Origin of the sequence: Pseudarthrobacter sp. L19, assembly GCF_050859435.1 — a bacterium.
In the GTDB taxonomy this organism is placed as follows: Bacteria; Actinomycetota; Actinomycetes; order Actinomycetales; family Micrococcaceae; genus Arthrobacter.
On record NZ_CP193935.1, the window covers coordinates 2,207,788 to 2,233,252 of the forward strand.

A 25,465-nucleotide genomic window follows, 5' to 3' on the forward strand; every position below is an offset into this window, starting at 1 on the left:
CCGTCCGCTCCACGAGGGGCGGCTGGCTCGGGGAGCCAGGAGATTAGCAGTCACAGGGCCTGAGTGCTAATTCTATCACCGCGCGAACAGGCGGAAGAATACGCGGCGTCAGCGGCCGGCGCTGGTCGGAACAAGGCCCGCGGGCGTGAGCGCGGCGCCGACCTTCCTGTCGAAGACTTCGACGGGGATGGTGCCCGCGGGCAGCACTTCATCTGCGTAGACGACGCCGGCAGTCGGCACCGGGTGGCTGCCATTGTCCCCGGGGAGGGCCGAGAGGGCGGCGAGGAACTTGTCGTAGTAGCCGCCGCCCTGGCCGATCCGGTTTCCGTCGAGGTCCACCGCGGTGGCGGGAACGAAGATTCCGGCGGCCCCCGCCACGGCATCGGTGCCGAGCCGTTCACCGACCGGTTCCTGAAGCGGCGCGTACCGGCTCCGCGCGTATTCGCTCTGCGGCGTCCACACCACCCAGCTCAGTTCCAGGTCCGGCTCGCAGACGGGAAGCAACACCCTGTGCCCGGCGTCGTGCAGGGCCTCCAGCAGGGGAGAGTCGGCGGCTCCGAACCGACCCCCAGGTAGGCCGCGAAGGTGCCCGTTCCGCCGTCGGTCAGCGAAGCCGCCCACGCGGCGCCATGCACCGCCAGGCCTGCACCGGCCGCCGAACGCGCCAACGGAGTCATTGCCGCCCGACGCTGCCGATGCCGGCTGCGGATCGCTTCCTTGGTGTCCTTGTCGTGCGTGTCCATGCGGTGGCTCCTTCGCCTCGCCGGCCGGGCAAAAACGCCACGGCCGCACTGTACTGGCAATTACCTGATGTTTGCCCCCTCGGTTAGATTAGTCGGGTGAAGACACCTAACGCCTCCGTCCGCAAGGCCGTCATCCCCGCTGCGGGCCTCGGCACCCGCTTCCTTCCCGCCACCAAGGCGATGCCGAAGGAGATGCTGCCCGTCGTCGATAAGCCGGCCATCCAGTACGTGGTCGAGGAAGCCGTCAAGGTGGGCCTCAACGACGTCCTGATGATCACGGGGCGCAGCAAGCGGGCCCTTGAAGACCACTTCGACCGGGTCCCCACCCTGGAGGCGACCCTCGAAGCGAAGGGCGACACCGCCAAGCTCGAGTCCATCCAGGCCGCCAGCAACCTCGGCGACATCCACTACGTCCGCCAGGGTGACCCGATGGGCCTCGGCCACGCTGTGCTGCGTGCCAAGCAGCACGTCGGCTACGAGCCGTTCGCCGTCCTGCTCGGTGATGACCTGATCGACGCCCGCGACGAACTGCTGAGCACCATGATCGAGGTGCAGGCCAAGACCGGCGGCTCGGTCGTGGCCCTGATCGAAGTTGATCCGTCCCAGATCAGCGCCTACGGCTGCGCCGACGTCGAGGCCGTCGACGGCGAAGACTACGTGCGCATCAACCACCTCGTGGAGAAGCCCGACGTCGAAGACGCGCCCTCCAACCTGGCGATCATCGGCCGTTACGTCCTGCACCCGGCCGTCTTCGACGTGCTGGAGCGCACCGAACCCGGCCGCGGCGGCGAAATCCAGCTCACCGACGCCCTGCAGGAACTCGCCGCCGGCGAGGGTGAGGGCTACGGCGTGTACGGCGTCGTCTTCCGCGGCCGCCGCTACGACACCGGCGACAAGCTGAGCTACCTGAAGGCCTGCGTGCAGCTGGCCTGCGACAGCGAAGACCTGGGCCCGGGCCTGCGGGAGTGGCTGCCGGGCTTCACCGCCGGCCTGACGCACTAGTCCCGTGGGGGCAGCTTCACGTGGCCGGTCACGCTGGAGAGCGGCGACCTGGTCCTGCGGCCGATCCGGTGCCGTGACCGCCGCGAGTGGAGCGCCCTCCGCGCCCGGAACGAGCAGTGGCTGGCGCCCTGGGAGGCGTCCAACCCGGCCCCCGGGGGTGGCCTGCCCAACTACCGGCAGATGGTGAGTTCGCTGAAGGCCCAGGCGGCGCAGGCGACGGCCCTGCCGTTCGTGATCGCCGCCTGGACACCGGGACACCGGGAACCCGTCATAGTGGGGCAACTGACCGTTTCCTCTATTGTGTGGGGCTCAGCCATGATGGCCACGCTGGGGTACTGGGTGGACCAGGACCGGGCCGGGCAGGGCATCGCCCCCACCGCGGTGGCCATGGCCACGGACCACTGCTTCCGCACCCTCGGGCTGCACCGGATGGAAATCAACATCCGGCCGGAGAACGGTCCCAGCCTGCGGGTGGTCGAGAAACTCGGCTTCCGGGATGAGGGGTACCGGCCCCGGTACCTGCACATCAACGGCCGCTGGGCGGACCACCGCAGCTTTGCGCTGACGGCCGAGGAAGTCCCCGAGGGCCTGCTGGGCCGTTGGCTCCGGGAGGGCCCGGTACGCCAACGGGAAACGCCGTCCTGACCTGCGTTTTCGTCACGTCGGACAGTTTCTCCGGCCGCGCCGCGACACACCGCCGCTAATGCGGTCCGCCACGCCCTCAAGCTCTTACGGTTTTGAGTGTGGACTTCCCTCTCAGCAGCTCAGTGATCCTTGTCGTCGCTGTTGCGCTCTGGATCGTATGGGTGGCTCCCTACATGCTCCGGAACAGCCGCCAGCTTCGGCCGGCTGGAGACTTCCTGATGGACGCCGCGGACGTGGAACGAGCCGACCCCCAAGCCGGAAACGTCATGGCCATGACGTCACCGCAGGAGAAACCGATGACCAGTACGCAGCGCCCCGCCTCCGCCCCTTCGACGCCCGACGCGGCTGCGCCGTCGTCCGCGGCAGCGCCCTCGTCTGCGGCAGCGCCGTCGGCCGCCCCTACGTCGATGAAGTCCGCCCGGCCCGCGAGCCTTCCGGCGAACTCCGCGTTCCGCATCCGGTATGGCCGCCTGTCGCTGGCATTGCTGGCGGTGGTGTCCCTCCTGACCGGTGTCGTGTCCGGCGTGCTCCGCCTCTTCGGCCTGGGCTCTGGATGGTTGCCGGTCCTGACCCTGCTGGCGGCGGTGGCCGCCGTCGTGGTCCTTCGTTCCCTCGCTGTCCGTGACCGTCGCCGTAAGGTTGAGCGCGCGTTCCGGTCGGCCATGGCGCCGGCCCGCCCGGCCCGGCCCGCGCCTGCCGAGCAGCCCGCTGCTGCCCCTCCGATGCGCCGGCAAAGGACAGCCCCTGTTCGACGCCGAAGCCGACGCCGGGCCGGTTCGTCCCGCAGCGCTGACCGTCGCCGAGCTGCGGCAGGCTGCCTTGGCCGAGGCCGCCGCGTCCGGTGACACCTCCATCCACCAGGTCGGCGACCCCGCATCCCCCGAGGGCGCCAGTTGGGAACCGGTCCAGGTGCCCAAGCCGACCTACGTCGAGGCACCCAAGGCCGAACGTGCGGCCCCGGAACCCCTCGACCTCCCAGCCGCACCGAAGGCCGTCGGCAAGCCGTCTCTGAAGCAGGCCTCCGTGCGCGGCGCCGAGGAGGCTGCCGAGGCCAAGCCCCAGGGCAAGGGCCAGAGCGCACTGAGCAACCTCGACGACGTCCTCCAGCGGCGCCGAGCCTGAGTCCACGCAGGAGGCCCCGGATCCACCACCACGGTGAATCCGGGGCTTTCTGGCTTTTCCGGGTGAGGTTGTTGCCCGCGCCGGTGCGTCGGTTGGCGTTGCGGGCAGATACTTTGTAGCCTAAGAACGTTTGGTGACGCCGTTCCCTTTCGGGAGCGGCGTTGTCACGGGGCTATAGCTCAGTTGGTAGAGCGCTTCGTTCGCATCGAAGAGGTCAGGAGTTCGAATCTCCTTAGCTCCACATTGCCTCCCCGCCGCAGGTTCCCCGCGCGGCGCCATCATTCCCCTCCACCCTCACGCTGGCTATGCTGAGCGGACCAGTTCAGCCGCTTGATGACCAGTGAAGGATCACGCCGTGGGTGAAGCCTCGCAAAAAGCCAACCGGGCCGTTTCGGAGGCCAGCTCCGCTGCCAGAGGACCGGTACTCCGGAACCTCGCCCGGGCCGGCTACGTCTTCATCGGCCTGGTCCATATCCTGATCGGGGCCATCGCCCTCCAGATCGACCGCGGGCAGGGCGGCGAGGCCGACCAGTCCGGGGCCATCGGCTCCCTGGCGTCCAAGCCAGGCGGAGCAATCCTCTTGTGGGTGGGGTTCGCCGCCTGTGCGGCCTTGGCCCTGTGGATGGTGAGCGAGGCCGTCCTCGCCGCCCGCGCGCAGGGCGAGGCGAAGGACAAGGTCAAGGAAACGGCGTCGGCGGCCGGAAAAGCCGTCATCTTCGGCTTCCTGGCCATCACCTTTGCCGTCTTCGCCGCCGGCGGTTCCAAGAGCTCCAGCCAGTCGGCCAGCGACTTCACCGCAAAGATTCTCGGCGCACCCGCCGGCGTCCTCCTGCTGATCGTCATCGGCGCAGCGATCATCGGCGGCGGGGCCTACTACGTTTACCGGGGCGTCACCCGGAAGTTCATGGAGGACCTCAGCGTTCCCGGGAACACCCGCACCGCCGTGGAATGGCTTGGCACCATCGGGTACGCCGCCAAGGGCGTGGTGCTGGCCGTGGTCGGCATACTCATCATCGTGGCGGCGGCGACGGCGGACCCCTCCAAGTCCTCGGGCCTGGACGGCGGCCTCAAGACCCTGGGGTCCCAGCCGTTCGGCGTGGTGCTGCTCGCCGCCACCGCCGCCGGACTGGTCTGCTACGGGGTGTATTCGATGGCCCGGGCCAAGTACGGCAAGTTCTAGGATCCACCGCTTCCAGGCGCGTCGGTTCGCCGTGGGAAGTGTGGTGGCACAGCAAAGGGCGCCCCCCGTGACGGGAAGCGCCCTTGGCAGTTGTCCAGGATCAGTCCTTCTTGAAGGCGTCCTTGACCTTCTCGCCGGCCTGCTTGAGGTCGCCCTTGGCCTGGTCGGCCTGGCCCTCGGCGCGGAGGCGGTCGTTGCCCGTCGCGTCGCCGGCGGCTTCCTTACCCTTGCCGGTCATCTTCTCGGCAGCGTTCTCGATCTTGTCGCCCAGTCCCATGGTGTTTCCTCCTCTGGTTGGCGGCCGCTCGATACGGCCATATCTCTATCCTAAGCCTGCTTATGATCTATCGCGCAAGTAGGAGCGCCGCATCCGGGGCCAAGTCCCAGCCAAACCCCAGCCCCGGCCACGTGCGCCGCGAGGGTTAGTCGCCGTCTGCCGCGGCCCAGAACCAGGAAATATTCCGACCACCCAGAGCGTCGCCGAAGGGGCGGCACCCGGGGTGGGTACGGTGAGGCACAGTGGGCCTGCCTGGCCCGGAATCTTGGAGGACATGTGTCATCAGGCCGCCCCACCGAACAGAGCCCTGCCCGCCGTCGTCCTGCCCGGACGCTGGGCGTCGTCGCCGCGGGAGTCGCCGCCCTGCTGGCGGTGGCGGGCTGCGCCGGGCCCGCGGCGTCCGGTGCCGGCCTTGAGCGGCTCGCGGACACCACGCCCGCGGCCACGGGATGGCTGCACACGGACGGCGGCACCATCCGGGACTCGAACAACGCCGCGTACATCATCAAGGCGGCCTCCTGGTTCGGGCTCGAGACCCCCGACTGCGTCCCGCACGGACTCTGGGGCACCCTGACCATCGACGAAGCCCTGGCCAACATAAAATCCATGGGGTTCAACACCGTCCGGCTGCCGTTCTCCAACGAGTGCCTGGCCGCCACGACCATCAAGGGCAGCGTCAACTATTGGGCCAACCGGGCCTACAACCTGGAAGGCAAACGCCCGCTGGATGTGATGGACACGGTCATCGCCCGGGCTAAGGCCAACGGCCTGCAGGTCATCCTGGACCGGCACCGCCCCTCCTCGGCAAGCCAGTCGCCCCTCTGGTACACCGCCGCCGTCCCCGAGTCCCGGTGGATCTCGGACTGGCAGATGCTGGCGACCCGTTACAGGAACGATCCGACCGTGATCGGGGCCGACCTGCACAACGAGCCCGCGGGGTCGGCCACCTGGGGCGGACCCGCCGCGACCGACTGGCAGGCGGCGGCTACGCGGGGAGGCAACGCCGTCCTGGCCGCCAACCCGAACCTCCTGATCCTCGTCGAGGGGATCGAGAACCAGGCGACTGCGGGAGGCACCTGGTGGGGTGGCGGCCTGGCCGACGCCGGTGCGAAGCCGGTGACCCTCGCCGTGCCGCACCGGGTGGTCTACTCGCCGCACGACTACCCGGCGTCCATGTTCGCCCAGAAATGGTTCAGCGACCCCGCCTACCCGGCCAACCTTCCCGCCGTCTGGGACCGCAACTGGGGATACCTGCAAAAGCAGGGGATCGCCCCGGTGCTGCTGGGGAGTTCGGCACCGCCCTGGCCACCGCCTCCGACAAGGCCTGGATGACCTCCCTTGTCAGCTACCTCAAGACCAACGGCATGTCCTTTGCCTACTGGGCGTTCAACCCCAACTCGGCCGGGACAGGCGGTCTGGTCCAATCCGACTGGCGCACGCCGGAACGCGCCAAGCTGGATGCGCTGGCCCCGATCCTGACCAACCCCCGGGCACGTCCCCGACCCCGACGCCGACAAGCGCGCCCACGGCTCCCACTCCGGCACCGACCACCAGTCCGTCGCCGTCGCCTTCGCCGAGCGCGAGCCCGGGACCGGCCGGCGGGGATGCCCTGACGGCCACCTGGCGGTTGACCAGTTCCTGGCCCGGCGGCTACGTGGCGAACCTGGACCTTACGGCGCTGCGCGCGGTGCCGTCGTGGTCCGTGTCCTGGAACGACCCCATGGTGACCTCGGTCGCCAACTCCTGGGGGATGAAGTGCACCGTGGTCCCGAAGACGTCCGTCACCTGCACCGGCTCGGACTGGACGGCGAAGCTCGCCGCCGGGCAAAAGGTCACGGTCGGGCTGCAGGTCAACGCCGGCAAGGCGCCCGTCAACCCGGCGCTGACCATCAGGTAGCCGCGGCCCATCAGGTAGACGCGGCGGCGCTTCCGCCGTTCAGCGTTCCGGTTCCACCACGGTGATATCCAGCGGCATCCGGTGACTCCTACGGAGCCGGCCGGCCAGGACGCTCCGGGCGCCCCTGGACAGCAGCCGCGTCGGGGTGAGGTCCCGGTACGCCGCGGCATCCGACGTGACCAGCCCCAGCAGGGGCTTCGCGGCGGCCTCCGGGTCCTGACCCCAGAGTCCCACGACCACTTGCAGGGCGGAAAGGCGCTTCTCGTAGCCGGACTGGGACCGGGTGTGCCGCAGCAGGTCGGTTTCCACCAGGCCGGGGTTCATCCCGTGGACCCGCACCCCGGTGCCGCGTGTTTCCCGGCGCAGCGTCTCGGTGAACTGGCGCACCCACCGCTTGCTGGAGGCATAGGCGTTCTGTAGCGGCACCGGTCCGCCATCGCCCTGACCGTAGAGGTTGACCAGGTCGCCGTGGCCCTGACCGAGCATCACCGGCAGGGCCACCCGGGAACCGTGGAACGTGCCCAGGATGTTGGTCCGGACCACTCGCGTGAAGTCGTCCACCGGCGTGGAGGCCGTCGGCCCGTACACACCCGAGACCCCCGCGTTGTTCACCCAGATGTCCAGCCCGCCGAGGCGCAGGGCCTCGTCGCGCAGGGACTCGACGTCGGCCAGCTCCGCGGTGTCGCAGCGCAGTCCCGACGCGGTGATTCCCTCCGCCCGGAGCCGGGCGGCGGCCGCCTCGGCATCGGCGGCCGACCGGGACGCGAGGACGACGGCGGCCCCCTCGGCGCCCAGCAGCTCGGCCATCGCAAAGCCCAGGCCACGGGACGAACCGGTCACCACCGCTACCCGCCCCCGGAGGAGCCCCTGTCCGGTCTGCATGCTTCCCTCATACCCGCCAACGCCGCCGGGGGCAAGGGCCGGGGTGCGCAAAGATGGTGCCATGACCATTGCGCGCACCGTTTTGCTCTTTGCCCTGGCCGCCGTGGCCGAAATTGGCGGGGCCTGGATGATCTGGCAGGCCGTCCGCGAGGGCCGTGCCTGGTGGTGGGCCGGGATCGGAATCGTTGCCCTCGGGCTCTACGGCTTCGTCGCGACGCTTCAGCCGGACGCCCACTTCGGCCGGATCCTGGCCGCCTACGGAGGCGTCTTCGTGGCCGGGTCCCTGGCCTGGGGCATGGCGGTGGACGGATTCCGGCCGGACCGCTGGGACATCATCGGGTCGGTGGTCTGCCTGGTGGGCGTGGCCGTGATCATGTTCGCGCCCAGGGGTCCCTGAGCCCGCGCCGACGCCCCGCACCACTGTTTATCCCAAAGAAATCCGCAGGAATCCCGTTCCCCGCCGTCGCGCCGTCCCAGTCTGAGTGCCGTCCCAGTCTGAGTAATGTTTTCCCCGGTTGGCTTGGTGACAGGGCCTGCCGGACACCTCTTTGGAACTCTGGAAGGAACACCCCTTGGCAGGAGTTTTTGCGTGGCTCGGTGCCCTTGGCACTGCAGGCAAGGCAACAGCCGTGGCCGCCGTCGTCGTCACCGGCGGAGCAGGGGCGGCGATGGCCGCCACGGTCAGCGAGATCACCGCGGATCCGACGCCGGCCGTCACCGCCACGGCGACCGCTACCGACTCCCCGTCGGCGGCGCCGACCGAGACGGCCGAGCCGACGGAACCGGCCCCGGCCGCTACCGCATCCGCGGAGCCGACGGAAACGGCTGAACCGACGGAGCCCGCCCCGGCCCCCACGGCCACCGATACCCCGTCCGCGGCCCCGACCGAAACCGGCGAGGCCACGGAGCCGGCCGAGTCCACGGAAACGAAGGACAGCGAACCGGAGAAGTCCGCTCCTGCTGAACCGGGCAACAGCGCCTGGGCCCACGCGAACGCCGAAGCGCACCGTGCCGCCGGCGAGGCCAACGCCGAGCAGCACCGCGACGAGCACGCTGCCACCCCCGCCGTCCCCAGCTACGGCAACGGCCCGGCCCACGAAGCCGAGCACGCCCCGGCTCCCGCGCCGGCCCAGGCAGCGGCTCCCGCTGCCGGCCACGGGAAGTCCGGCCGCTAGCGGACCGCACACCCTAAGGGTCCGGCACCCCAAGAGCCCCGTACCGCAGCCGCGGTGCGGGGCTCTTCGCATGCCGGGATATTCTGGAAACCACGGGTTCCCTGCGCCACCCGGACTTCCACTCCCGCTTCCCACAGCGGCCGGGCCGCCCACCGTACGGTCCGCCGTCGGGCACGGGCGCCCCGAAAGGACCCCCATGAGCCTGATCCGCCTGAACGACGTCAGCGTCCGCTTCGAGAACATGCCGGTCCTCCGTGAGGTCTTCTTCCGGCTCGAGCCCGGCGACCGGGTGGGGCTGATCGGCAAGAACGGCTCCGGCAAGACCACCGTCCTGAAGCTGCTCCTGGATCAGGTCGTCCCGGACAGCGGTACGGTCAGCGTCGATCCCGGCGTCCGCGTGGGCTACTTCTCCCAGTTCTCCGAACTCAACGGCGCCTCCACCATCACGGAGGTCCTCAACGGACTGTTCGGCCCGGTGAAGGCCGTCGAGGCGGAACTGGCCGGCATTGACGCCGCCATCGCCGCCGACCCCGGCGCAGAGGAACTGGACCGCTTGATCACCCGGCAGGCCGCCCTCTTCGAGGAGATGGAACGGCTGGACGGGTGGGACTACCCGCGCCGGATCGACACCGTGCTGACCACCCTCGGCTTCGAGGACGCCCACCGGCACTGCGCCATCGACGAGCTGTCCGGCGGCTGGCGCAACCGCGCCGCGCTGGCGAAGATCCTGCTGGAAAGCCCGGACGTGTTGCTGCTGGACGAGCCGACCAACTTCCTCGACGTCGCCGGGGTGCTGTGGCTGGAGAACTGGTTCCGCGACTTCAAGGGCGCCGCCGTCATCGTCTCGCACGACCGCATGTTCCTGGACGCCGTGGTCACGCGGATCGTCGAAGTGGAGAACTACCACCTGCACGAGTATCCGGGAAATTTCGCCGAATATGTGGTCCAGAAGCAGTTTCGGCTCAAGACCCTGGAACAGCAGTTCGTCCATGAGGCCGAGCTGCTCGCCTTCGAGGCGGAGGGCATTGCCGACCGGCGCGAGGCCGCCAAGGCCGCCAGCCGCGGTCTGGAGAACAAGCTGGCCAAGATCAAGAAGTCCCGCACCCCCGGCCGGTGGACCAGATCGTCACCGAGATCTACGGCGGCCTGCACGTCAAGGACGTCCTCTGCCGGGTCGAGGGGCTGGAAAAGTCCTACGACGGCAGGACGCTGTTCACGGGCCTGGGGTTCGAGATCCGCAAGGGCCACCGGATCGCCGTCCTGGGCGCCAACGGCAGCGGCAAATCCACCCTCCTCCGGGTCCTCACCGGCGAGGAGGCCCCCGACGCCGGCACGGTCGCCTGGGCCAAGGGTCCGGGGTACGTCTCCTACAACGCCATGCTGGCGGCGCTCGACGACGGCGACACCGTCTCGCACGCCGTCAACGCCCTCCCGGACAGCCTGGCCCTGGCCGCCACCCGGAAGTCGGTCAACCGCTTCCTCGCGATGTTCCAGTTCTCCGAGGCGGACCTCAAGCAAAAGATCGGCAACCTCTCCGGCGGCCAGAAGGCCCGCGTCGCCATGGCCCAGTGCCTGCTCTCGGGGGCGTCCGTGCTGCTCCTCGACGAACCCACCAACCACCTGGACCTCTCCAGTACGCAGGTGATGGAACGGGCCCTGCTGCACTTCCCGGGTGCCGTCGTGGTGGTCAGCCACGACCGGTTCTTCACGGACAAGATCGCCACGCGGTTGCTGGTCTTCGGGGCCGACGGCGCCGCCCCCGGCCAGGTGGAGCAGCGCGCCGCCTGATCTGCGCGGCTGACGGCGGCGACTAAAATGGGGCAATGGCGGAACAACCTCCGGACCTACCTCCGGACCAACATCCGGACCAGGGACCCGATCCGTGGGAGGAATTCGACCGGCTTGGCCCGGCACGGCAGGACCGTGTGCACGGACAGCCGGGCGGCGAGCCCAACGGCTTCGGCTTCCGCACGGGGGTCCGCAGCGCGAAGGTGGCCGTCGGCTTCGCGGTGTACGCGCTGGTTCTTGGCAGCATCCTGGTGGGGGCGGGGGTGGTCTACTTCATCGGCCACCGGGAGTGGCTCTGGCTCGCGCTGATGGCGGCGATCGAGGCGGTATTCGTCCTGGCCTTTGCCCGGCTGGTGGCGCAGGCACGGCATCGACGCCCCACACCCTGAGGCAGGCCCGCTAAACCTGCTGGATTGAAGCGGGCGGCCCTAGCCGGTCCCGCGCCGCCGGTGCGGCCTCGAGCCGAGTGCCAGGTAGCCGCCGAGCGCGCCCACCCCGCCCAGCCCGGCGGTGAACAGGGCCTTGGGCCACCGTTTCCACCGGTCAGGCTGGAAGGACACGAGTTCCCCGACGGCGCCGATCAGCGCGGCGACGATCAGGCCCGCGACGATCCGGTTGCCGGTCTTCTCCGCCCGGTCCATCAGCGCCTGGAGTTCACCGGCCCGGAAGTGCACGTCCACCCCGCCGCGCTCCAGCACCTCCAGCAGCCTCCGGGCCAGTTCCGGGGCCTCGATGCCGAACCTCAGCGCCTCCCACCCGAGCTTCTTCAGCCGTTCCGCCACCGCCTCCGGGGTGAGCGAGGAGAGCACCACGCCGCGGGTGAAGGGCCCCAGCTGTTCGGTCAGCTCGAAGCCGGGGTCCAGCTGTTTGCCCAGCCCGTCGGCCATGACCAGCATCTTGACCATCAGGGCCGTCTCCCGCGGCAGGCGGAGCCGGCTGGTCCGCAGCAGGCCCGCCAGCTCGGCCAGCACCGGCACCAGCGGCACCTCCGCCAGCGGCCGGTCGGCGTAGCGGTCCAACAGCCGGCCCAGCGCCGCCTGCAGGGTGCCGTAGTCGCCGTCGGCGCCTCCGCAGAGCCGCACCACCGCGGTTGTCAGGCTCCGGGGGTCCTTGTCCACCACCGCCAGGAGTACCCGCACCAGGTTCCAGCGGGCGCCGTCGTCGATCCTGCCCACCATGCCGAAGTCGATGATGCCCAGCCGGCCGTCGGGTTCGACGAAGAAGTTTCCCGGGTGCGGGTCGGCGTGGAAGAACCCGTCCTCGAAGACCATCTTCAGCAGTACGGTGCAGGCGCGGACGGCGAGGGCCCCGGTGTCGATTCCCGCCGCCCGCAACGCGCCGACGTCGCTGATCTTGATGCCGCGCAGCCGCTCCAGGGTCAGCACCCGCGTGGTGGTGGCGTCCCAGAAGACCCGGGGGATGTGTACGCGCGGGTCGCCGGCGAAGTTCGCCGCGAACTGCTCGGCGTGGCGCGCCTCCTGCAGGTAGTCCAGTTCCGCCCGGAGGGTCTGGGCGAACTCGTCCACCAGTGCCGCGACCCGCCAGCCGGCCACGGCCGCGGATGCCTGTTCGGCGCGTTTGGCCAGTTCGGCCATGATTTCCAGGTCCTCGTTGACCTCCTCGACGACGCCGGGTCGGCGCACCTTGACCACGACGTCGGCCAGGGCGCCGCCGTCGGCCGCCCCGCCGCCGGCAGCGAGGATTGCCTCGTGGGCCTGACCAATGGAACCGGTCGCGAGCGGGGTGTCCCGCAGCCCGGCCAGCAGCTGGTCCGCGGCCAGCCCGAGCTCCTCGGCGATGACCCCGCGGATCTGTGCGGCCGGGATGGCGGGGGAGGCGTCCTGCAGGGTGGCGAGCTCCGCTGCGTAGTCCGGGGGAAGGATGTCGGTCCGGGTGGAGACGATCTGGCCGAACTTGATGAACACTGTCCCGAGTTCCTCCAGGGCCAGGCGCACCCGCTCCGGGGCAGGCATCCGGGCGCCGGGCGTGCCGGCGGGCCGGCCGGGAAGATGCAGCCGCTCCAGGTGCAGCCCGCCCGCCGCGAACCCCAGCCCGTGCCTGCCCAGGGTCTCCACGATGTGCCGGAACCGCTCCCGCCGCGCGCTCATGCGGCCAGAGTACACGGGGGCGCGGGACACGGGGCGGTAGGGACGGCTCTCCCGTCAGAGGCACCGGCGTCAGCGGGCTCCGGTCAGAGCCAGCCCTTCCGCTTGAAGATGGCGTACATCAGCGTCGCCGTGGCGGCCATCAGACCTATCGCCATCGGATACCCGAACGCCCAGTGCAACTCCGGCATGTTCTCGAAGTTCATGCCGTACACCCCGGCCACGAAGGACGGGGCGAAGAAGATCGCGGCCCAGGAGGAGATCTTCTTGACCTGCTCGTTCTGTTCGGCGCTCGCCTCGTTCTGGCGGTTGGCGGTCAGCGTGCCGTCCAGGGTCAGCGCGTTCTGCAGCAGGTCCCGGAAGGAGTCCGCGCGGGAGATCAGCCGCTCCACGTGGTCCTCGACGTCGCGGAGGTTGTGCTGCAGTTCCGAATCCACGCGGTACTTCTCGAAGCCGCTGCGCAGGTGCTGCATCATGGCCGGCAACGGGTGGATGGCCCGCTGGAAGTGGATCACCTCGCGGGCGAGCTCATAGATGCGCCGGGAGACCAGGGGGTCGCCACTGAAGAGCTGGTCCTCGATCTCGTCGATGTCGTTTTCCAGCCCGGCAACCACGGGCCCGTAGTCGTCCACCACCTGGTCCATCAGGGCGTAGAGCACGGCCTCGGGACCGTGGCAGAGCAGGTCCGGGCGCAGTTCCAGGCGGCGCCGCACCTGGCCGACGCCGGCGGTCTCGGCGTGCCGCACCGTCACCACGAAGTTGCGGCCGGTGAAGACGTGCAGTTCGCCGAACTCCACGGTCTCGGAGTCGTCCAGGTAGCGGGCGGGCCGGAGCACGGTGAAGAGGTTGTCGTCGTAGCGCTCCAGCTTGGGGCGCTGGTGGGCGGAGACGGCGTCCTCCACGGCGAGGCCGTGGAGCCCGAATTCGGCGGCGACGGCGGCCATTTCCTCGGTGGTGGGACGGTACAGGCCGATCCACGCCATGCCGCCGTGGCGGTTCAGGGTCTCAAAGGTCTGTTCCAGGCTCTCGGGTTCGGCCCGGCGGACGCCGTCCACGTAGACGGCGTTGTCGATGATAGTCACCGGGCCATTATCCAGCGTCGGTGCCGTCACCGGGCGCAACGGCCCGGCGCGCTGGCCGCGCAGCGGTTCCGGCGGCGCCCTGGGCCAGCCGGCTGATCAGCGGCTCGGTGCGGTAGGGGATGTGGGTGTGCAGGGCGAGCACCGTCTCGGTCCGGATGACGCCCTTGATCCGGAGGATGGAGCGCAGGGCCGTCTGGAGATTGTGCGTGTCCGTGGCGACCAGCCGGCACCAGACGTCGCCCCGGCCCGAGATTTCGTGCACCTCCAGGACCTGGGGGATGAGGCGCAGCGCGGCGACCACGCCGTCGAGCTCCCGGTGGTTCACTTCGATCGTGACGAACGCGACGACGTCGTATCCCACCGCTTCCAGGTCGATCTCGCGGCCACCGTCGTGCAGGATCCCCGAACGCAGCATCCGCCGGACCCTGGTCTGCGCCGTGTTCCGCGCGATGCCCAGGGCGTCGCTGAGTTCACCGATCTGGACCCGGGGATCTTTGACCAGTTCCAGCAGGATCCGCAGATCGGTGGGGTCGAGGCTGTTCAAATCATCACTCCGGTTCATCCGCGCGGGGCATCATTGATGGTTTTGATCAATTTTGGCATGAAAAGAGATGTGAACGCTCATGAGTGCCGCATTCTGGAGGCATCCATTTCTTTACCGGGTCCGCGGCCTCCCCACCGGGAACACGCGCGGCACCCCGATGTGCAGGGACACCGTCATGACCGTCTTCAGTGAACTCCGCATGCGCCCGGCCACCGCCGCCCGCTGGGGTTGGGATGCCTCCGTCACCGCCCGGCTGGTGATGGCCGGCGTCGTCATCTTCACGCTCCTCGTCGGAGCCAATCTCGCGACCCCGCTCTACCCGCTGCTGCAGGCCCGGCTGGGCATCTCGGCGCTGGACGTGACCGTGGCGTTCTCCGCCTACGTCCTGGCCCTCGTGGCCACCCTGATCCTTGCGGGGCACTGGTCCGATCACATCGGCCGGCGTGCGGCCCTGGTGCTGGCCGTCCTGACCGGCCTGGCCGGCGGGCTGGTCTTTGCCTCGGCCGACAGCCTGGCGGCGCTCTGCGCGGGCCGCGCCCTGCAGGGCGCGGCGGTGGCGCTGGCCACCGGTGCGAGCTCCGCGGCGCTGCGTGAACTGCTGCCCAGCCGGCCCGAATGGGCCTCCCGGTTCACGCTGCTCGCCTCGGCCGGCGGGGTGGCGGCCGGGCCGGCGATCGGCGGGCTGCTCTCGGTGTTCCCGGGTCCGACGTCGACGCCGTATTACCTGCACTCGCTGGTCCTGGCGGCGCTGCTGGTCCCGCTGTACCTGCTCAAAGCCCGCCCGGCGATCACCTCCACCGCCGGGCAGCAGCCGCTGAAGGTCCTCGCCCCGCGCCGGCCCTCCGTCTCCAGCGAGGCACGGGGCGCCTTCTGGATCGCCTCGTCGGTGGGCTTCCTCAGCTTCGCCGTGTTCGGTTTCTGCCTCTCCCTGGCCCCGGGCTACTTCGCGCAGATCGTCCACGCCGACTCGCGGCCGCTGATCGGTGTGCTGGCCGGGCTCACCCTCGCCGCGTCCGCCCTGAGCCAGCTGCTGGCCGTGCGGGGACGCTTCGTGGTGCCGGTGGGGCTCGTGCTGCTCTCCGTGTCGGTGCTGTTGATCGCCGCCGCTGCCGCCTGGAGCAGCCCCTGGCTGCTGGTCGCGGCCAGCGTCACCGCGGGCCTGGGCCAGGGCGTGGCGTTCCGGACCGTCTTCAACACCGTCGCCGGCAAGGTCGAGGCGGCCCGCCACGCTCAGATCATCAGCACGGTGTACGTGATCACCTACCTCGGCAGCGCCTTCCCGGTGATCGGCCTCGGCCTGGCCGCCGGCGCCGTCGGGCTGCAGACCGCGGTGGCCGGCTTCGTGGTGCTCTGTGCCGCGCTGGGCCTGGTCCTCGCGGCGGTGTCGCTGCGGCAGGCGCTGCGCGCCTAGTCCCTCGAAGCCCGCGGGCTTCGACGGTCCCGCGCCTCAGTCCGGCAGCGGCCCGTGGTTGCCCTGGATGTGGTCGAAGACCAGCGTGGTTTCCGTGTGGCCCACCACCGGGTCCGTGGCCAGGTTGTCCAGCACCCAGTCGCGCAGGTCCTCGGTGGTGGCCACGGCAATGTGCAGCAGGTAGTCCACCGAGCCAGAGGTGTGGAAGGTCGACAGCACGGCGGGCAGCTTGGGCACGCGCGCGGTGAACCGGTCGATTTGTTCGCGGTCGTGGGCCCGCAGGCGCACGGCGATCAGGGCCTGCACGGACCGGCCGACGGCGGGGAGGCTGAGCTTGGCCTCAAAGCCCTGGATGATGCCACGGTCGGAGAGCGCCCGGGTGCGCATCAGGGCGGTGGAGGGCGCGATGCCCACCAGCTCGGCCAGCTGCTTGTTGGAGATGCGGGCGTCCGCCACCAGCGCCGCCAGCAGACGCTCGTCGATCGCGTCCAGCGGTTCGCCGGCCCCCGCTCCGGTCCGAACATTCTTCGCGGCACTGCTCACGGGTCCTCCTCGATCTGGTTTAGGTTCATCATAGGCGGCCATATCCGCCGGTTCCATTCGAAACACCTGTCTCCTTCCGAATATCTGCCGGATACTTTCCCTATTCAATGGCGAATATTCACAAGGAGAATCGTGCTTTCCTTCGACTCCCAGGCCGTCCACGCCGGCCGTCAGGGCCTCACGGACCAGGGCCTGCATGCCGTCCCGATTGACCTGTCCACCACCGCCCCGCTTCCCTCCGTCCACGACGGCGGCCTCGCGTACGAGCAGCTGGCCACGGGCGGCACCCCGGAGGAAGGCCAAAGCACGGTCTATCAGCGGCTCTGGAATCCGACGGTGGCACGCTTTGAAGAGGGCGTGGCCCTCCTCGAGGCGATGCCCGAGGCCGTGGGCTTCGCCAGCGGCATGGCGGCGCTGAGTGCCGCACTGCTGGCCCTCGTGGCGACGGGCCGCAAGCACGTCGTCGCCGTCCGGCCGCTCTACGGCGGCAGCGACCACCTGCTGGCCACCGGCGCGCTGGGCACCGAGGTCACCTTCACCACGGCCGACGGCGTGCGCGGTGCGCTGCGGCCGGACACCGGCCTGGTCATCCTGGAGACACCGGCGAACCCCAGCCTGGACCTGGTGGACATCGCCGCCGTCGTGGCCGCCGCCGACGGAGTCCCGGTGCTGGTCGACAACACCTTCGCCACCCCGGTGCTGCAGCAGCCGGCACGCCACGGGGCGGCCATGGTGCTGCACAGTGCCACCAAATTCATCGGCGGCCACGGGGACGCGATGGGCGGGGTCATCGCGGCCGACGGCGAGTGGGCCGCCCGGCTGCGGCGGGTGCGGGCCATCACCGGCGGCATCCTGACGCCCTGGCCGGCCTACCTCCTGCACCGCGGACTGGCCACACTTCCGGTCCGGGTCCGGGCCCAGCAGGCCGGCGCGCACAAGGTGGCCGTCGCCCTGGCTGGCCATGGGCTGGTCCGCCGCGTCTTCTACCCGGGACTGCCGGACTGCGATCCGCAGGGGCTGGTGGGAACCCAGATGGCCGGACCGGGATCGCTGCTGGCCTTCGAGCTGGGCAGCGCGGACCATGCCGAGCGGCTTCCGGGCGCCGTCCGGCTGCTCACCCACGCGGTCTCCCTGGGCGGCATCGACTCCCTTATCCAGCATCCCGCCGGCTTGACACACCGGCCCGTTGCGGCCGAGGCGAGGCCACACGCCGAGCTGTTGCGGGTCTCGGTGGGCCTCGAGGACCCGGCGGACATCATCGCGGACCTGGTCCAGGCCCTGGAAGCCACGCGCTAGGCCTGCGCGGCGCCGGGCACCCCGGCCGGATGGACGACGGCGGTGACGGCCGCCGTCGTCGCCGCCAGTGCCATCACCCCCAGGGCCAGCGCCGTCCAGCCCAGCGACTGGAACAGCAGGCCCCCGCCCAGCCCAGGACGCTGGAGCCCAGGTAATACGCGAGGTTGTAGAGCGACGCGGCCTGGGCCCGGCCGCCGCTGGCGATCACCCCGGTCCAGCCGGAGCCGATGCTGTGGGCGGCGAAGAAACCGCCGGTGAAGATCAGGAGCCCGGCCAGGATCAGGACAAGCTGGGCGGTAAGCGTCAAGGCCAGGCCGCCCACCATCAGCACCGTGCCGGCGATCAGGACGTTCCGCCGGCCATGCCTCGCCGTCAGCCCGGCGGCCCAACGGGCCGAGACCGTGCCCGAGAGATAGGCCAGGAAGATCAGGCTGATCAGGGTGGCCGGCAGGCCGAACGGTGCGGCGGAGAGCCGGAAACCCAGATAGTTGTAGACGGCCACGAAGCCGCCCATCAGCAGGAAGGCCTGCAGGTAGATGGCCAGCAGTCGGGGGTTCCGGCTGTGGCGTCCCAGGGTGGCCAGCGCGCCGCGCAAGCCCCCGGCGGGGGATGGGGTGAAGTTCCGGGCCGGCGGGACTAGGACCAGGAACAGGACCGCCGCCACCGCGGCCATGGCGGAGACGCACAGGACGGCGGCGCGCCAGCCCCAGAGTTCGCCGACGGGTCCGGCGAGCAACCGGCCGGCCAGCCCGCCCAGGGTGGTGCCGGCAACGTAGGTCCCGGCGGCCAGTGCGGCCTGGGCCTTCGTGATCTCCTCATTCAGGTAGGCCACCGCGATCGCCGGAATCCCGCCGAGTGCCATACCCTCCAGTGCCCGCAGGGCGAGCAGCACCGGGAATGTCGGCGCCAGCGGCGCCAGCAGGCCGAACACGGTTGCCGCCGAGATCGCCCAGGCCATGGCCCGGACCCGTCCCACCCGGTCCGCAATAAAGGACCACGGCAGGACCGTGAGGGCCAGCCCGACCGTGGCGAGGGAGATCGTCAGGGCGGCCTCCGCCGCGGTGACCTGCATCCCGCGCGCAATCAGCGGCAGGACGGCCTGGGTGGAGTACAGCTGCGCGAACGTGGCGACGCCGGCGAAGGCCAGGCCGGCGAGGATCCTGCGGTACCCCGCGGAGCCCTTGCGGTGGCCGGCCCACGCTGCCTGGGGTTCCCGGTGCCCGTTGTGCCCCGGGACTTCAGTGCCGGGGACGGGCGGAACCGTGGGGGAGGGCCGGCCGGTGGCGGGGCTGGAGACGGGGTGGCGGGGCATCTGCCCAGCGTAGACGTCGGCCGGGTATGCTTCCAATGCATCATTGCCATCAGATTCATAGCCACAAAGGAACACTTCTCCCGGCCCGTCGGGAGGTCCAGTGCCGAGGAGGTCCCGCGTGGATGTGGAGCACAAACACCTTGTCCAGCTGCTGCCGCTGCTGCCGGTCCTGGCCGAGCTGGGCCGGACCCGGCACGTCACCGCGGCGGCCGAGGCCCTGGGCGTGCCGCAATCCACGGTCAGCCGCGGCATAGCGCGGGCAGGCCGCCTCATCGGTACGGAACTGCTGCTCCGTGACGGCCGGGGTGTCCGGCTCACCCCTGCGGCGGAGGCGCTGCTGCCGCACATCGAGGCGGCCCTTTCCCAGTTTCAAGCGGGACTGGACGTGGTCCGGCACGAATCGGAGGTGGTCCGCGGCAGGATCGCGGTGTCCTTTCAGCACACCTTCGGCGAGGCGATGCTGCCCCTGCTGATCAGCGCCTTCCACCGGCGGCACCCGCAGCCGGCCTTCCAGCTCAGCCAGGGCTCCCGCGACGGATGCCTGGCCGAGCTTGCCGCGGGCGAGGCGGACCTGGCGTTGACCGCCCCCGTCGCCGCCCCCACCCGGGGAATTTCCTCCGCCGCCCTCTACCGTGAACCGCTGCGGTTGGTGGTCCACCACAGTCACCGTCTGGCGGGCCGGGCAAGCGTGCCGCTGGCCGAAGTGCGGGCCGAACCGTTCGTGGCGATGGGCTCCGGGTACGGGCTGCGCTCCCTCTCCGATGCCCTGTTCCGGGAGGCCGGGTTCCGGCCGCGGATTGCCTTCGAAAGCCAGGACTCCCATACGGCCCGGGGCCTGGTCTCGGCCGGGCTGGGCGTCAGCATCCTTCCGCCGGCGGGGCCGTCCCTGGACCGGCACCAGCCCGGGCAGCCGCCGGAACTGGGCTGGGTGGAGCTGGCGCTGGAGTCGGACCTGGCCTTCCGTGAGATCGGCCTCGCCTGGCGGGAACAGCGCGGCGGGGCCGACGCCGAACCGGACCCGGTACGGCTGTTCCGGGAGCTGGTGCTCAGCGAGGGCCCCTCCCTGCTGGCAGGCTTCGTCCGTGGCCGCTCCGGGCACTGACTGGTCGTCTCCGGCGGCCGGTGCGCTGCGCCGGCGCGTTAAGCCCGGCTAGCCCAGGAGTCGTGCCAGCACCCCGGCGACCGGCCCGGGCTGCGCCTCCCGCCATCCGGTGCCCGCCCAGAGGTTCAGCCGTTCCGGATCGCCGGCGGCGGCTGCGGCGGCCCGCAGCGGGGCCGTCAGGTGATGGACCGCGGGGTAGGCTTCCGGCGCGTCGGGGTGTGCGGCGACGAACTCGTTCACCAGGGCCCGGGCGGAGCGTCCCGTGAACGCCCGGGTCATGGCCGTTCCGGTGAAGCGCGGGTTGGCCAGTGCGTCCTTGTGCAGCTGGCGGGTTCCGCTTTCCGCGGTGCGCAGCAGGGCCGTCCCTACCTGTGCGGCGCCGGCCCCCGCGGCGAGGACGCCGGCCACGCCGGACGCGTCCATGATGCCGCCAGCAGCCACCAGGGGGAGTCCGACGGCGGCGTGGACGGCCCGCACCAGGTCCGCCGTCGTTCCCTCCGCAGGCCCGGCCGATCCCGGCAGGAAGGCCCCGCTGTGCCCGCCAGCGCAGGAGTGCTGCACCACCACGGCGTCCACGCCGCGTTCCTCCGCAAGCCTCGCCTCGGCCACCCCGGTCACCGTGGCCAGGACCAGGGAACCTTTCTGCTGCAGGCGACGCACCGTGTCCGTCCCGGGCAGGCCGAAGGTGAAGCTGACCAGTTCCACGGGGTCGGCAAGCAGCAGCTCGATCTTCTCCTGCCAGCTGTCGTCATCGTCCAGCCGCGGCGCCGGGAGCTCAATGCCGTAGCGCTCCGCCTCGGGGATCAGCTCCTGGCGGTACGCCTCCAGCGCCGCCATCACGGCGGGGCCCGGCGGCAGCTGGGCCGGGTCGGGGACGAAGACGTTCATCCCGAACCTGGCGCCCGTGGCGCGCACGGAGCGGATCTCGGCCGCCATGGCGGCGGGGTCCTTGTAGCCGGCGGCGAGGAAGCCCAGCCCGCCGGCCTGGTGCACGGCGGTGACGAACGACGGCGTCGACGTCCCGCCCGCCATCGGCGCTGCGAAGACGCTGGTGCCAAACATCGGGTGCGGCATGGGTGCTATCGGGTGCGGCATGGGTACTCCTGACGGGATTTTCGGCGGCCGTTGTCAGTAGGCTTGTCCGGTGACCCATTCTGACACTCCCTCCGTTTCCCCGGCCGCCGTCCCGAGCCCGGGCGGGGCCGTGATCGGCCTGGACATCGGCGGGACGAAGACCCGTGGTGTCCGCTTCGAAGCCGGCGTGCCCGTGGCCGACGAGTCCGTCGGCAGCGCCAACGTCCAAAACGTCACTCCCGAGGAAGCGGCCAGGAACCTGGCGGAGCTGTTTGCGCGGATCGGCGGCGGCACGATCGCCCGCGTCTATGCCGGCGCCGGCGGCATCGACACGGACGAGGACGCCGCCGCGCTCGCCGCGCTGATCGCCCCGCAAGCCCCGGGTGCCCGGGTCACCGTGGTGCATGATTCCCGGTTGTTGCTGGCGGCCGGGGGAGCCGCCACAGGAGTGGCCGTCATCGCCGGCACCGGTTCGGCCGCCTGGGGGCGCAACGAGGACGGCGCCGAGGCGCGGGCCGGAGGCTGGGGTTACCTGCTCGGCGACGAGGGCAGCGGCTATTGGCTGGGCCGGGAAGCTGTCCGGCACAGCCTGCGCCGGATGAACCAGGGACTGGAACCCGACGAACTGACCCGGGCGCTACTGTCCTCCTGCGGCACGGACCACCCCAACAAGCTCATTGCCCTCTTCCACTCGCCGGCCACCGGCCGGCGCTTCTGGGCCCAGCAGGCGCGTCTGGTGGTCGAGGCCGCCGACGCCGGACACCCCGCCAGCCAGGCTCTGATCGGACAGGCCGGGCGCGACCTGGCCGACCTTGCCGCGCAGACCCTCCGGCAGCTCGGCATCGCCGGGCCGGTGATCCTGGGCAGCGGCCTCGGTATGAACGTGGTGCGCCTGCAGGATGCGTTCCGCGCCACGCTCGCCGCCGAGGGCATCACCGATGTCCGGGTGCTGCAGCAGGAGCCGGTGTTCGGGGTCCTGCAGCTCGTCGCCGAACAGGACTGAGCCGGCCTACCCGGGCCCGGCGGGCCACCCCTCCGTCGTCGTTAGAGCCGCCGGCGCGGACGCAACGGAACCCCGGGCAGCGGCGGCGCGGGGATCCGCCCGGCTTCCGGGCCGGCGTCGGGCCCGTGGCCGGGCACCAGCCCGAAGCGGGCCGACGCGGCGTCCGCGTCCGTGATTCCGGCCTGCGCCTCCCAGTCCGCCCTCGCCTTGGCCACCTCCTCGTGGCTGCGGCCGACGAAGTTCCACCACATCAGCAGTTCCTCCTCGAACGGTTCCCCGCCGAGCAGCACGAACCGGGTCCCGGGAGCGGCCACCAGTTTCAGTCGGTCCCGGCCGGTGCCGAGGTAGCCCAGCGGTCCCGGCGGCACCTGCTGGCCGTCCAGTTCCACGCTGCCGTCGAGCACCAGGACGGCGTGCTCGAAGTCCGGGTCCAGGGGCAGGTCCAGCGGCCCGTCGCAACTGATGTCGGCCCCAAGGATCGGCGTGAAGGTGGTGGCGGGCGACGTCGTCCCGGCCAGGCTTCCCACCATGACCGTCGCCGCGAAGCCCTCGCCGCGGACCACGGGCAGGTCCCGGTGCTGTTCGAACGCCGGGGCGCGGTGCCGGTCGCTGTCCGGGAGCGCCACCCACAGCTGCAGGCCGCGCTGCAGCGGCATTTCGGCATCTGGGCCGCCGGGCAGCACCGCGAACTCGGAGTGGGAGACGCCCCGGCCGGCGGTCATGATGTTGAGCTCCCCGGGCCGCACAATCACGTCGCTGCCCACGCTGTCGCGGTGCCGGATGGTTCCCGCCAGCGGCCACGTGACGGTCTGCAGGCCCGTGTGCGGGTGCGGAAGAACGGACATCGCGACCCGGTCGGGGCCGAAGCTGTCCAGGAAGCACCACGCGCCCACGGTCGGCAGGCCGCGCTGCGGGAGGGTGCGGGAGACGTTCATGGCCCGGACCCCGCCGAGCGGGACCTCGCGGGCCGGCCAGAGCTGGAGGCACGGACCGCTGGCGGTTCCAGCCACGCTGTGCGCGGCGGGGCAGACTTCTTCGGGCGGCAGGACTTCGAGGTTGGTCACCCTCAAACTCTAGGGCCCGGCCGCTGGATCCGGCAGGGCCGGCGGTGCGCGGTTACGCTGGGACGATGACCCTGCCATTCGACACCCGCCCGGCCGCCTACGGCGTCGTCATCCGCGACGACAGCCTCCTCCTCGCGTACTGGAAGCAGGGCGGCCGCGAGGGCTGGACGCTGCCCGGCGGGGGACTGGACCTGGCCGAACACCCCGTGGACGGCTGCCGGCGGGAGATCTTCGAAGAGACCGGCTACGACGCCGCTGTCGGCGCCCTGCTTGGCGTCGACGTCGGGTACTGGCCCGCCGAGTCCCGGCTCGACGGCGGCCACCGGGACTTCCAGTCCCTCCGGCTCGTCTACGAAGCGGAGATCACCGGGGGAGAGTTGCGCCATGAGGTCGGCGGCAGCACCACGCACGCGGCATGGATCCCGCTGGCCGAGGTAGCAGGACTGAACCGGGTCTCGCTGGTGGACGTGGCGTTGAGGCTCTACCGGGAACGGCCGCTGGACGGCAGACTCTCCCCGAACGGACCCTAGCCAGCGGCCGCGGGGGCGGCTACCCTGAAGACACCGCGCCGTGAACGGCAGCGGGGAAATGCGAAAGTTACTGCGGGGGAGGTGAACGTGATGATTGCAACGGACCAGTGCGCGCAGCGCACCATCAGCAGCCACAGCACACGTTCTGCCCCGGCCGTCCGCGCTTCCTGACCCGACCCCGGCACCCCCTGCCGGGCGGGTATCCACCGGTCCATTCCGACCGCAGCGGGCGACATGTCCCGGGGCCCAGTACAAAGGGTTCCCATTGAACGCTCATTTGAACGCGCACTCTGCACCATCTCTTCACCACCACCACGGCCTCCAGGGCCCGGAAGCGTACGGTTTCACCGATTCTGTCCGGGACCTGTTTGCCGGCCATCCCGTGTCCGGAGGAACCGGTGCCGGCCGCGTGGCCCGCGTCGACCGCACCCGCGTCGTGGTCGCCGCCCACGACGGTCCGCTCCACCTCCCTTATCCCCGCCACCGCGGCCTGCCCGCCACCGGCGACTGGGTGTGGCTCGGCCCCGACAGCGCGGGGGAGACGGTCATCATCGACGTCCTGCCCCGCCGGACCGCCCTGACCCGCAAACAGGCCTTCGACGCCTCCTCGGAGGCCCAGGTGCTTGGCGCCAACATGGACCTCGTAGGGGTGGTGGTGCCGGTGGACCGGCCCCTCACCCATAACCGCCTGGAGCGCACCCTTGTGGCCGCCTGGGATTCCGGCGCCACACCCCTGGTGGTCATCACGAAGGCGGACCTGGCGGGCGTGGCGGACGACGTCGTCGCCACCGTCCTCCACCAGGCCGCCGGCGCCGCGGTGGTCACCACGTCAGCGCAGCAGGGCGACGGGCTCGAGGAACTGCTCGCACACCTGACCCCGGGAGGCACCATCATGCTGCTGGGACCCTCCGGAGCCGGGAAGTCCACGCTGATCAATGCGCTCGCCGGGGCCGACGTCCAGGACACCGGCCCCGTCCGGGCCGGTGACGGCAAGGGCCGCCACACCACCACCGTCCGCGAGCTGGTGCCGCTGCCGGGCGGCGCCGTCCTGATGGATACCCCGGGGGTGCGCGGCTTCGGTCTGTACGACGCCGAGGACGGCATGGGAGAGATGTTCGGTGACCTCGAGGAGCTGTTTGCCGCCTGCCGGTTCGCCGACTGCGCCCACGACCGCGAACCGGGCTGCGCCGTTCAGTCGGCGCTCGCCGACGGCACCCTGGAGGCCCGCCGCTGGACCAGCTACCAGAAGATGGAGCGCGAGCTCGCCGCCCTGGGCCGCCGGCACGACGCGGCCGCGCGCCGGGCCTACCAGCGGGAATGGTACCAGAAAGTGTCCGCGGCCAGCCGCGGCCAGCGGGCGGCGGAACGCCTGGGTGAGGGGTACGGGGCCAAACGGGCGGCGGAACGCCTGGGTGAGGGGTACGGGGCCAAACGGGCCGCCGGCTCCGGGGAACCCGGCAGCGGCAGGGGCGCCAGCAGGGGTAACAAGGCCGGGCGGCGCGGCCGCTAACGGAAAGTTACGCCCATCCGTCCGGTCGACGGTGCCGAAGTCTCCGCGGGGAGAGTTTCGCTCTCCCCGCGGAGGCGGTCCGCCGTCGCTGCGGGAGACGCGGGCGCCGTGGGACGGTTTGATCACTTTTTCGACTCGTTTGATCAACCTGTCTGCGGCGCCCGTTACGCTGGGCTCC

25 protein-coding genes, 1 tRNA gene and 2 pseudogenes are annotated in these 25,465 nt (G+C 70.9%); 18 read left to right on the plus strand and 10 right to left on the minus strand.

Annotated features, from left to right (window positions below):
* Positions 1–108: 108 nt before the first annotated feature.
* Positions 109–507, minus strand: coding sequence for a 5-formyltetrahydrofolate cyclo-ligase (locus ACRQ5B_RS10515; RefSeq protein ID WP_432393714.1), 399 nt, complete (start codon positions 505–507; stop codon positions 109–111).
* Between the two features lie 332 nt (positions 508–839).
* On the opposite strand from ACRQ5B_RS10515, the gene galU reads away from it, so the two are divergent.
* The 5 genes from galU (at position 840) to ACRQ5B_RS10540 (ending at position 4,692) form a co-directional block, all read left to right on the plus strand.
* Positions 840–1,745, plus strand: coding sequence for a UTP--glucose-1-phosphate uridylyltransferase GalU (gene galU / locus ACRQ5B_RS10520; RefSeq protein ID WP_290255842.1), 906 nt, complete (start codon positions 840–842; stop codon positions 1,743–1,745).
* A 33-nt stretch (positions 1,746–1,778) separates the two neighbouring features.
* Positions 1,779–2,390, plus strand: coding sequence for a GNAT family N-acetyltransferase (locus tag ACRQ5B_RS10525; RefSeq protein ID WP_432398739.1), 612 nt, complete (start codon positions 1,779–1,781; stop codon positions 2,388–2,390).
* Positions 2,391–3,029: 639 nt separating this feature from the next.
* Entirely contained in the window at positions 3,030–3,512 is a 483-nt protein-coding gene (locus ACRQ5B_RS10530) for a hypothetical protein (RefSeq protein ID WP_432393716.1), read from the plus strand.
* Between the two features lie 168 nt (positions 3,513–3,680).
* Positions 3,681–3,753, plus strand: a tRNA-Ala gene (locus ACRQ5B_RS10535).
* A 114-nt stretch (positions 3,754–3,867) separates the two neighbouring features.
* Positions 3,868–4,692, plus strand: coding sequence for a DUF1206 domain-containing protein (locus tag ACRQ5B_RS10540; RefSeq protein ID WP_432393718.1), 825 nt, complete (start codon positions 3,868–3,870; stop codon positions 4,690–4,692).
* 100 nt (positions 4,693–4,792) lie between these two features.
* Here ACRQ5B_RS10540 and ACRQ5B_RS10545 read toward each other — a convergent pair whose 3' ends face one another.
* Positions 4,793–4,969: a CsbD family protein gene (locus ACRQ5B_RS10545; RefSeq protein ID WP_290255838.1), complete on the minus strand. Its 177-nt coding sequence runs from the start codon at positions 4,967–4,969 to the stop codon at positions 4,793–4,795.
* Between the two features lie 276 nt (positions 4,970–5,245).
* Between ACRQ5B_RS10545 and ACRQ5B_RS10550 the strand changes: the two genes are divergently transcribed.
* Positions 5,246–6,301: a glycoside hydrolase family 5 protein gene (locus tag ACRQ5B_RS10550; RefSeq protein WP_432393720.1), complete on the plus strand. Its 1,056-nt coding sequence runs from the start codon at positions 5,246–5,248 to the stop codon at positions 6,299–6,301.
* A 295-nt stretch (positions 6,302–6,596) separates the two neighbouring features.
* Positions 6,597–6,866 (plus strand): cellulose binding domain-containing protein, encoded by a 270-nt coding sequence (locus tag ACRQ5B_RS10555; protein WP_432393722.1) that lies wholly within the window; start codon positions 6,597–6,599, stop codon positions 6,864–6,866.
* Positions 6,867–6,905: 39 nt separating this feature from the next.
* Here the strand turns inward: ACRQ5B_RS10555 and ACRQ5B_RS10560 are convergent, their stop codons facing one another.
* The gene (locus ACRQ5B_RS10560; protein WP_432393724.1) at positions 6,906–7,748 is read right to left on the minus strand and encodes an SDR family oxidoreductase; all 843 of its coding nucleotides are present in this window, start codon (positions 7,746–7,748) and stop codon (positions 6,906–6,908) included.
* A 61-nt stretch (positions 7,749–7,809) separates the two neighbouring features.
* Here ACRQ5B_RS10560 and ACRQ5B_RS10565 point away from each other — a divergent pair, with 61 nt between their 5' ends.
* From ACRQ5B_RS10565 to ACRQ5B_RS10585, 5 genes and pseudogenes are all read left to right on the plus strand, one after another.
* Positions 7,810–8,145: a YnfA family protein gene (locus tag ACRQ5B_RS10565; protein ID WP_432393725.1), complete on the plus strand. Its 336-nt coding sequence runs from the start codon at positions 7,810–7,812 to the stop codon at positions 8,143–8,145.
* Between the two features lie 175 nt (positions 8,146–8,320).
* Positions 8,321–8,923, plus strand: a complete 603-nt coding sequence (locus ACRQ5B_RS10570) for a hypothetical protein (protein WP_432393727.1) — start codon at positions 8,321–8,323, stop codon at positions 8,921–8,923.
* A gap of 241 nt (positions 8,924–9,164) precedes the next feature.
* Positions 9,165–9,635: pseudogene (locus tag ACRQ5B_RS10575) on the plus strand (ATP-binding cassette domain-containing protein); the annotation flags it as partial.
* A 401-nt stretch (positions 9,636–10,036) separates the two neighbouring features.
* Positions 10,037–10,711, plus strand: a complete 675-nt coding sequence (locus ACRQ5B_RS10580) for an ATP-binding cassette domain-containing protein (RefSeq protein ID WP_432393729.1) — start codon at positions 10,037–10,039, stop codon at positions 10,709–10,711.
* A gap of 35 nt (positions 10,712–10,746) precedes the next feature.
* Positions 10,747–11,100, plus strand: coding sequence for a hypothetical protein (locus ACRQ5B_RS10585; protein ID WP_432393731.1), 354 nt, complete (start codon positions 10,747–10,749; stop codon positions 11,098–11,100).
* Between the two features lie 39 nt (positions 11,101–11,139).
* On the opposite strand, the gene ACRQ5B_RS10590 is transcribed toward ACRQ5B_RS10585, so the two are convergent.
* The 3 genes from ACRQ5B_RS10590 to ACRQ5B_RS10600 form a co-directional block, all read right to left on the minus strand.
* A complete protein-coding gene (locus ACRQ5B_RS10590; protein ID WP_432393733.1) occupies positions 11,140–12,819 on the minus strand; it encodes an ABC1 kinase family protein in 1,680 nt (559 codons plus the stop codon).
* A gap of 83 nt (positions 12,820–12,902) precedes the next feature.
* Entirely contained in the window at positions 12,903–13,898 is a 996-nt protein-coding gene (corA, locus tag ACRQ5B_RS10595; RefSeq protein WP_290255830.1) for a magnesium/cobalt transporter CorA, read from the minus strand.
* A 7-nt stretch (positions 13,899–13,905) separates the two neighbouring features.
* Entirely contained in the window at positions 13,906–14,442 is a 537-nt protein-coding gene (locus tag ACRQ5B_RS10600) for an Lrp/AsnC family transcriptional regulator (protein ID WP_412883679.1), read from the minus strand.
* Between the two features lie 175 nt (positions 14,443–14,617).
* Between ACRQ5B_RS10600 and ACRQ5B_RS10605 the strand changes: the two genes are divergently transcribed.
* Positions 14,618–15,853: an MFS transporter gene (locus ACRQ5B_RS10605; protein ID WP_432393736.1), complete on the plus strand. Its 1,236-nt coding sequence runs from the start codon at positions 14,618–14,620 to the stop codon at positions 15,851–15,853.
* Between the two features lie 36 nt (positions 15,854–15,889).
* Here the strand turns inward: ACRQ5B_RS10605 and ACRQ5B_RS10610 are convergent, their stop codons facing one another.
* Complete coding sequence (locus ACRQ5B_RS10610) at positions 15,890–16,396, minus strand: Lrp/AsnC family transcriptional regulator (protein WP_290255827.1); 507 nt, start codon at positions 16,394–16,396, stop codon at positions 15,890–15,892.
* 132 nt (positions 16,397–16,528) lie between these two features.
* Between ACRQ5B_RS10610 and ACRQ5B_RS10615 the strand changes: the two genes are divergently transcribed.
* Positions 16,529–17,692, plus strand: coding sequence for a trans-sulfuration enzyme family protein (locus ACRQ5B_RS10615; RefSeq protein ID WP_432393738.1), 1,164 nt, complete (start codon positions 16,529–16,531; stop codon positions 17,690–17,692).
* Here the strand turns inward: ACRQ5B_RS10615 and ACRQ5B_RS10620 are convergent.
* Positions 17,689–18,851 (minus strand): annotated as a pseudogene (locus tag ACRQ5B_RS10620) (MFS transporter). The gene ACRQ5B_RS10615 and the pseudogene ACRQ5B_RS10620 sit on opposite strands and share 4 nt — an antisense overlap.
* A gap of 271 nt (positions 18,852–19,122) precedes the next feature.
* On the opposite strand from ACRQ5B_RS10620, the gene ACRQ5B_RS10625 reads away from it, so the two are divergent.
* Positions 19,123–20,106 (plus strand): LysR family transcriptional regulator, encoded by a 984-nt coding sequence (locus tag ACRQ5B_RS10625; protein ID WP_412883674.1) that lies wholly within the window; start codon positions 19,123–19,125, stop codon positions 20,104–20,106.
* A 48-nt stretch (positions 20,107–20,154) separates the two neighbouring features.
* Here the strand turns inward: ACRQ5B_RS10625 and ACRQ5B_RS10630 are convergent, their stop codons facing one another.
* Positions 20,155–21,180, minus strand: a complete 1,026-nt coding sequence (locus ACRQ5B_RS10630) for a nitronate monooxygenase (RefSeq protein WP_432398740.1) — start codon at positions 21,178–21,180, stop codon at positions 20,155–20,157.
* A 70-nt stretch (positions 21,181–21,250) separates the two neighbouring features.
* Between ACRQ5B_RS10630 and ACRQ5B_RS10635 the strand changes: the two genes are divergently transcribed.
* Complete coding sequence (locus tag ACRQ5B_RS10635) at positions 21,251–22,183, plus strand: N-acetylglucosamine kinase (protein ID WP_432393741.1); 933 nt, start codon at positions 21,251–21,253, stop codon at positions 22,181–22,183.
* A gap of 41 nt (positions 22,184–22,224) precedes the next feature.
* Here the strand turns inward: ACRQ5B_RS10635 and ACRQ5B_RS10640 are convergent, their stop codons facing one another.
* The gene (locus ACRQ5B_RS10640) at positions 22,225–23,247 is read right to left on the minus strand and encodes a pirin family protein (RefSeq protein ID WP_432393743.1); all 1,023 of its coding nucleotides are present in this window, start codon (positions 23,245–23,247) and stop codon (positions 22,225–22,227) included.
* Between the two features lie 65 nt (positions 23,248–23,312).
* Between ACRQ5B_RS10640 and ACRQ5B_RS10645 the strand changes: the two genes are divergently transcribed.
* Both ACRQ5B_RS10645 and rsgA read left to right on the plus strand, forming a co-directional pair.
* Positions 23,313–23,777, plus strand: a complete 465-nt coding sequence (locus ACRQ5B_RS10645; RefSeq protein WP_432393745.1) for an NUDIX hydrolase — start codon at positions 23,313–23,315, stop codon at positions 23,775–23,777.
* Positions 23,778–24,042: 265 nt separating this feature from the next.
* On the plus strand, positions 24,043–25,287 hold the full coding sequence (gene rsgA, locus ACRQ5B_RS10650; protein ID WP_432393747.1) for a ribosome small subunit-dependent GTPase A: 1,245 nt from the start codon (positions 24,043–24,045) through the stop codon (positions 25,285–25,287).
* Positions 25,288–25,465 lie beyond the last annotated feature (178 nt).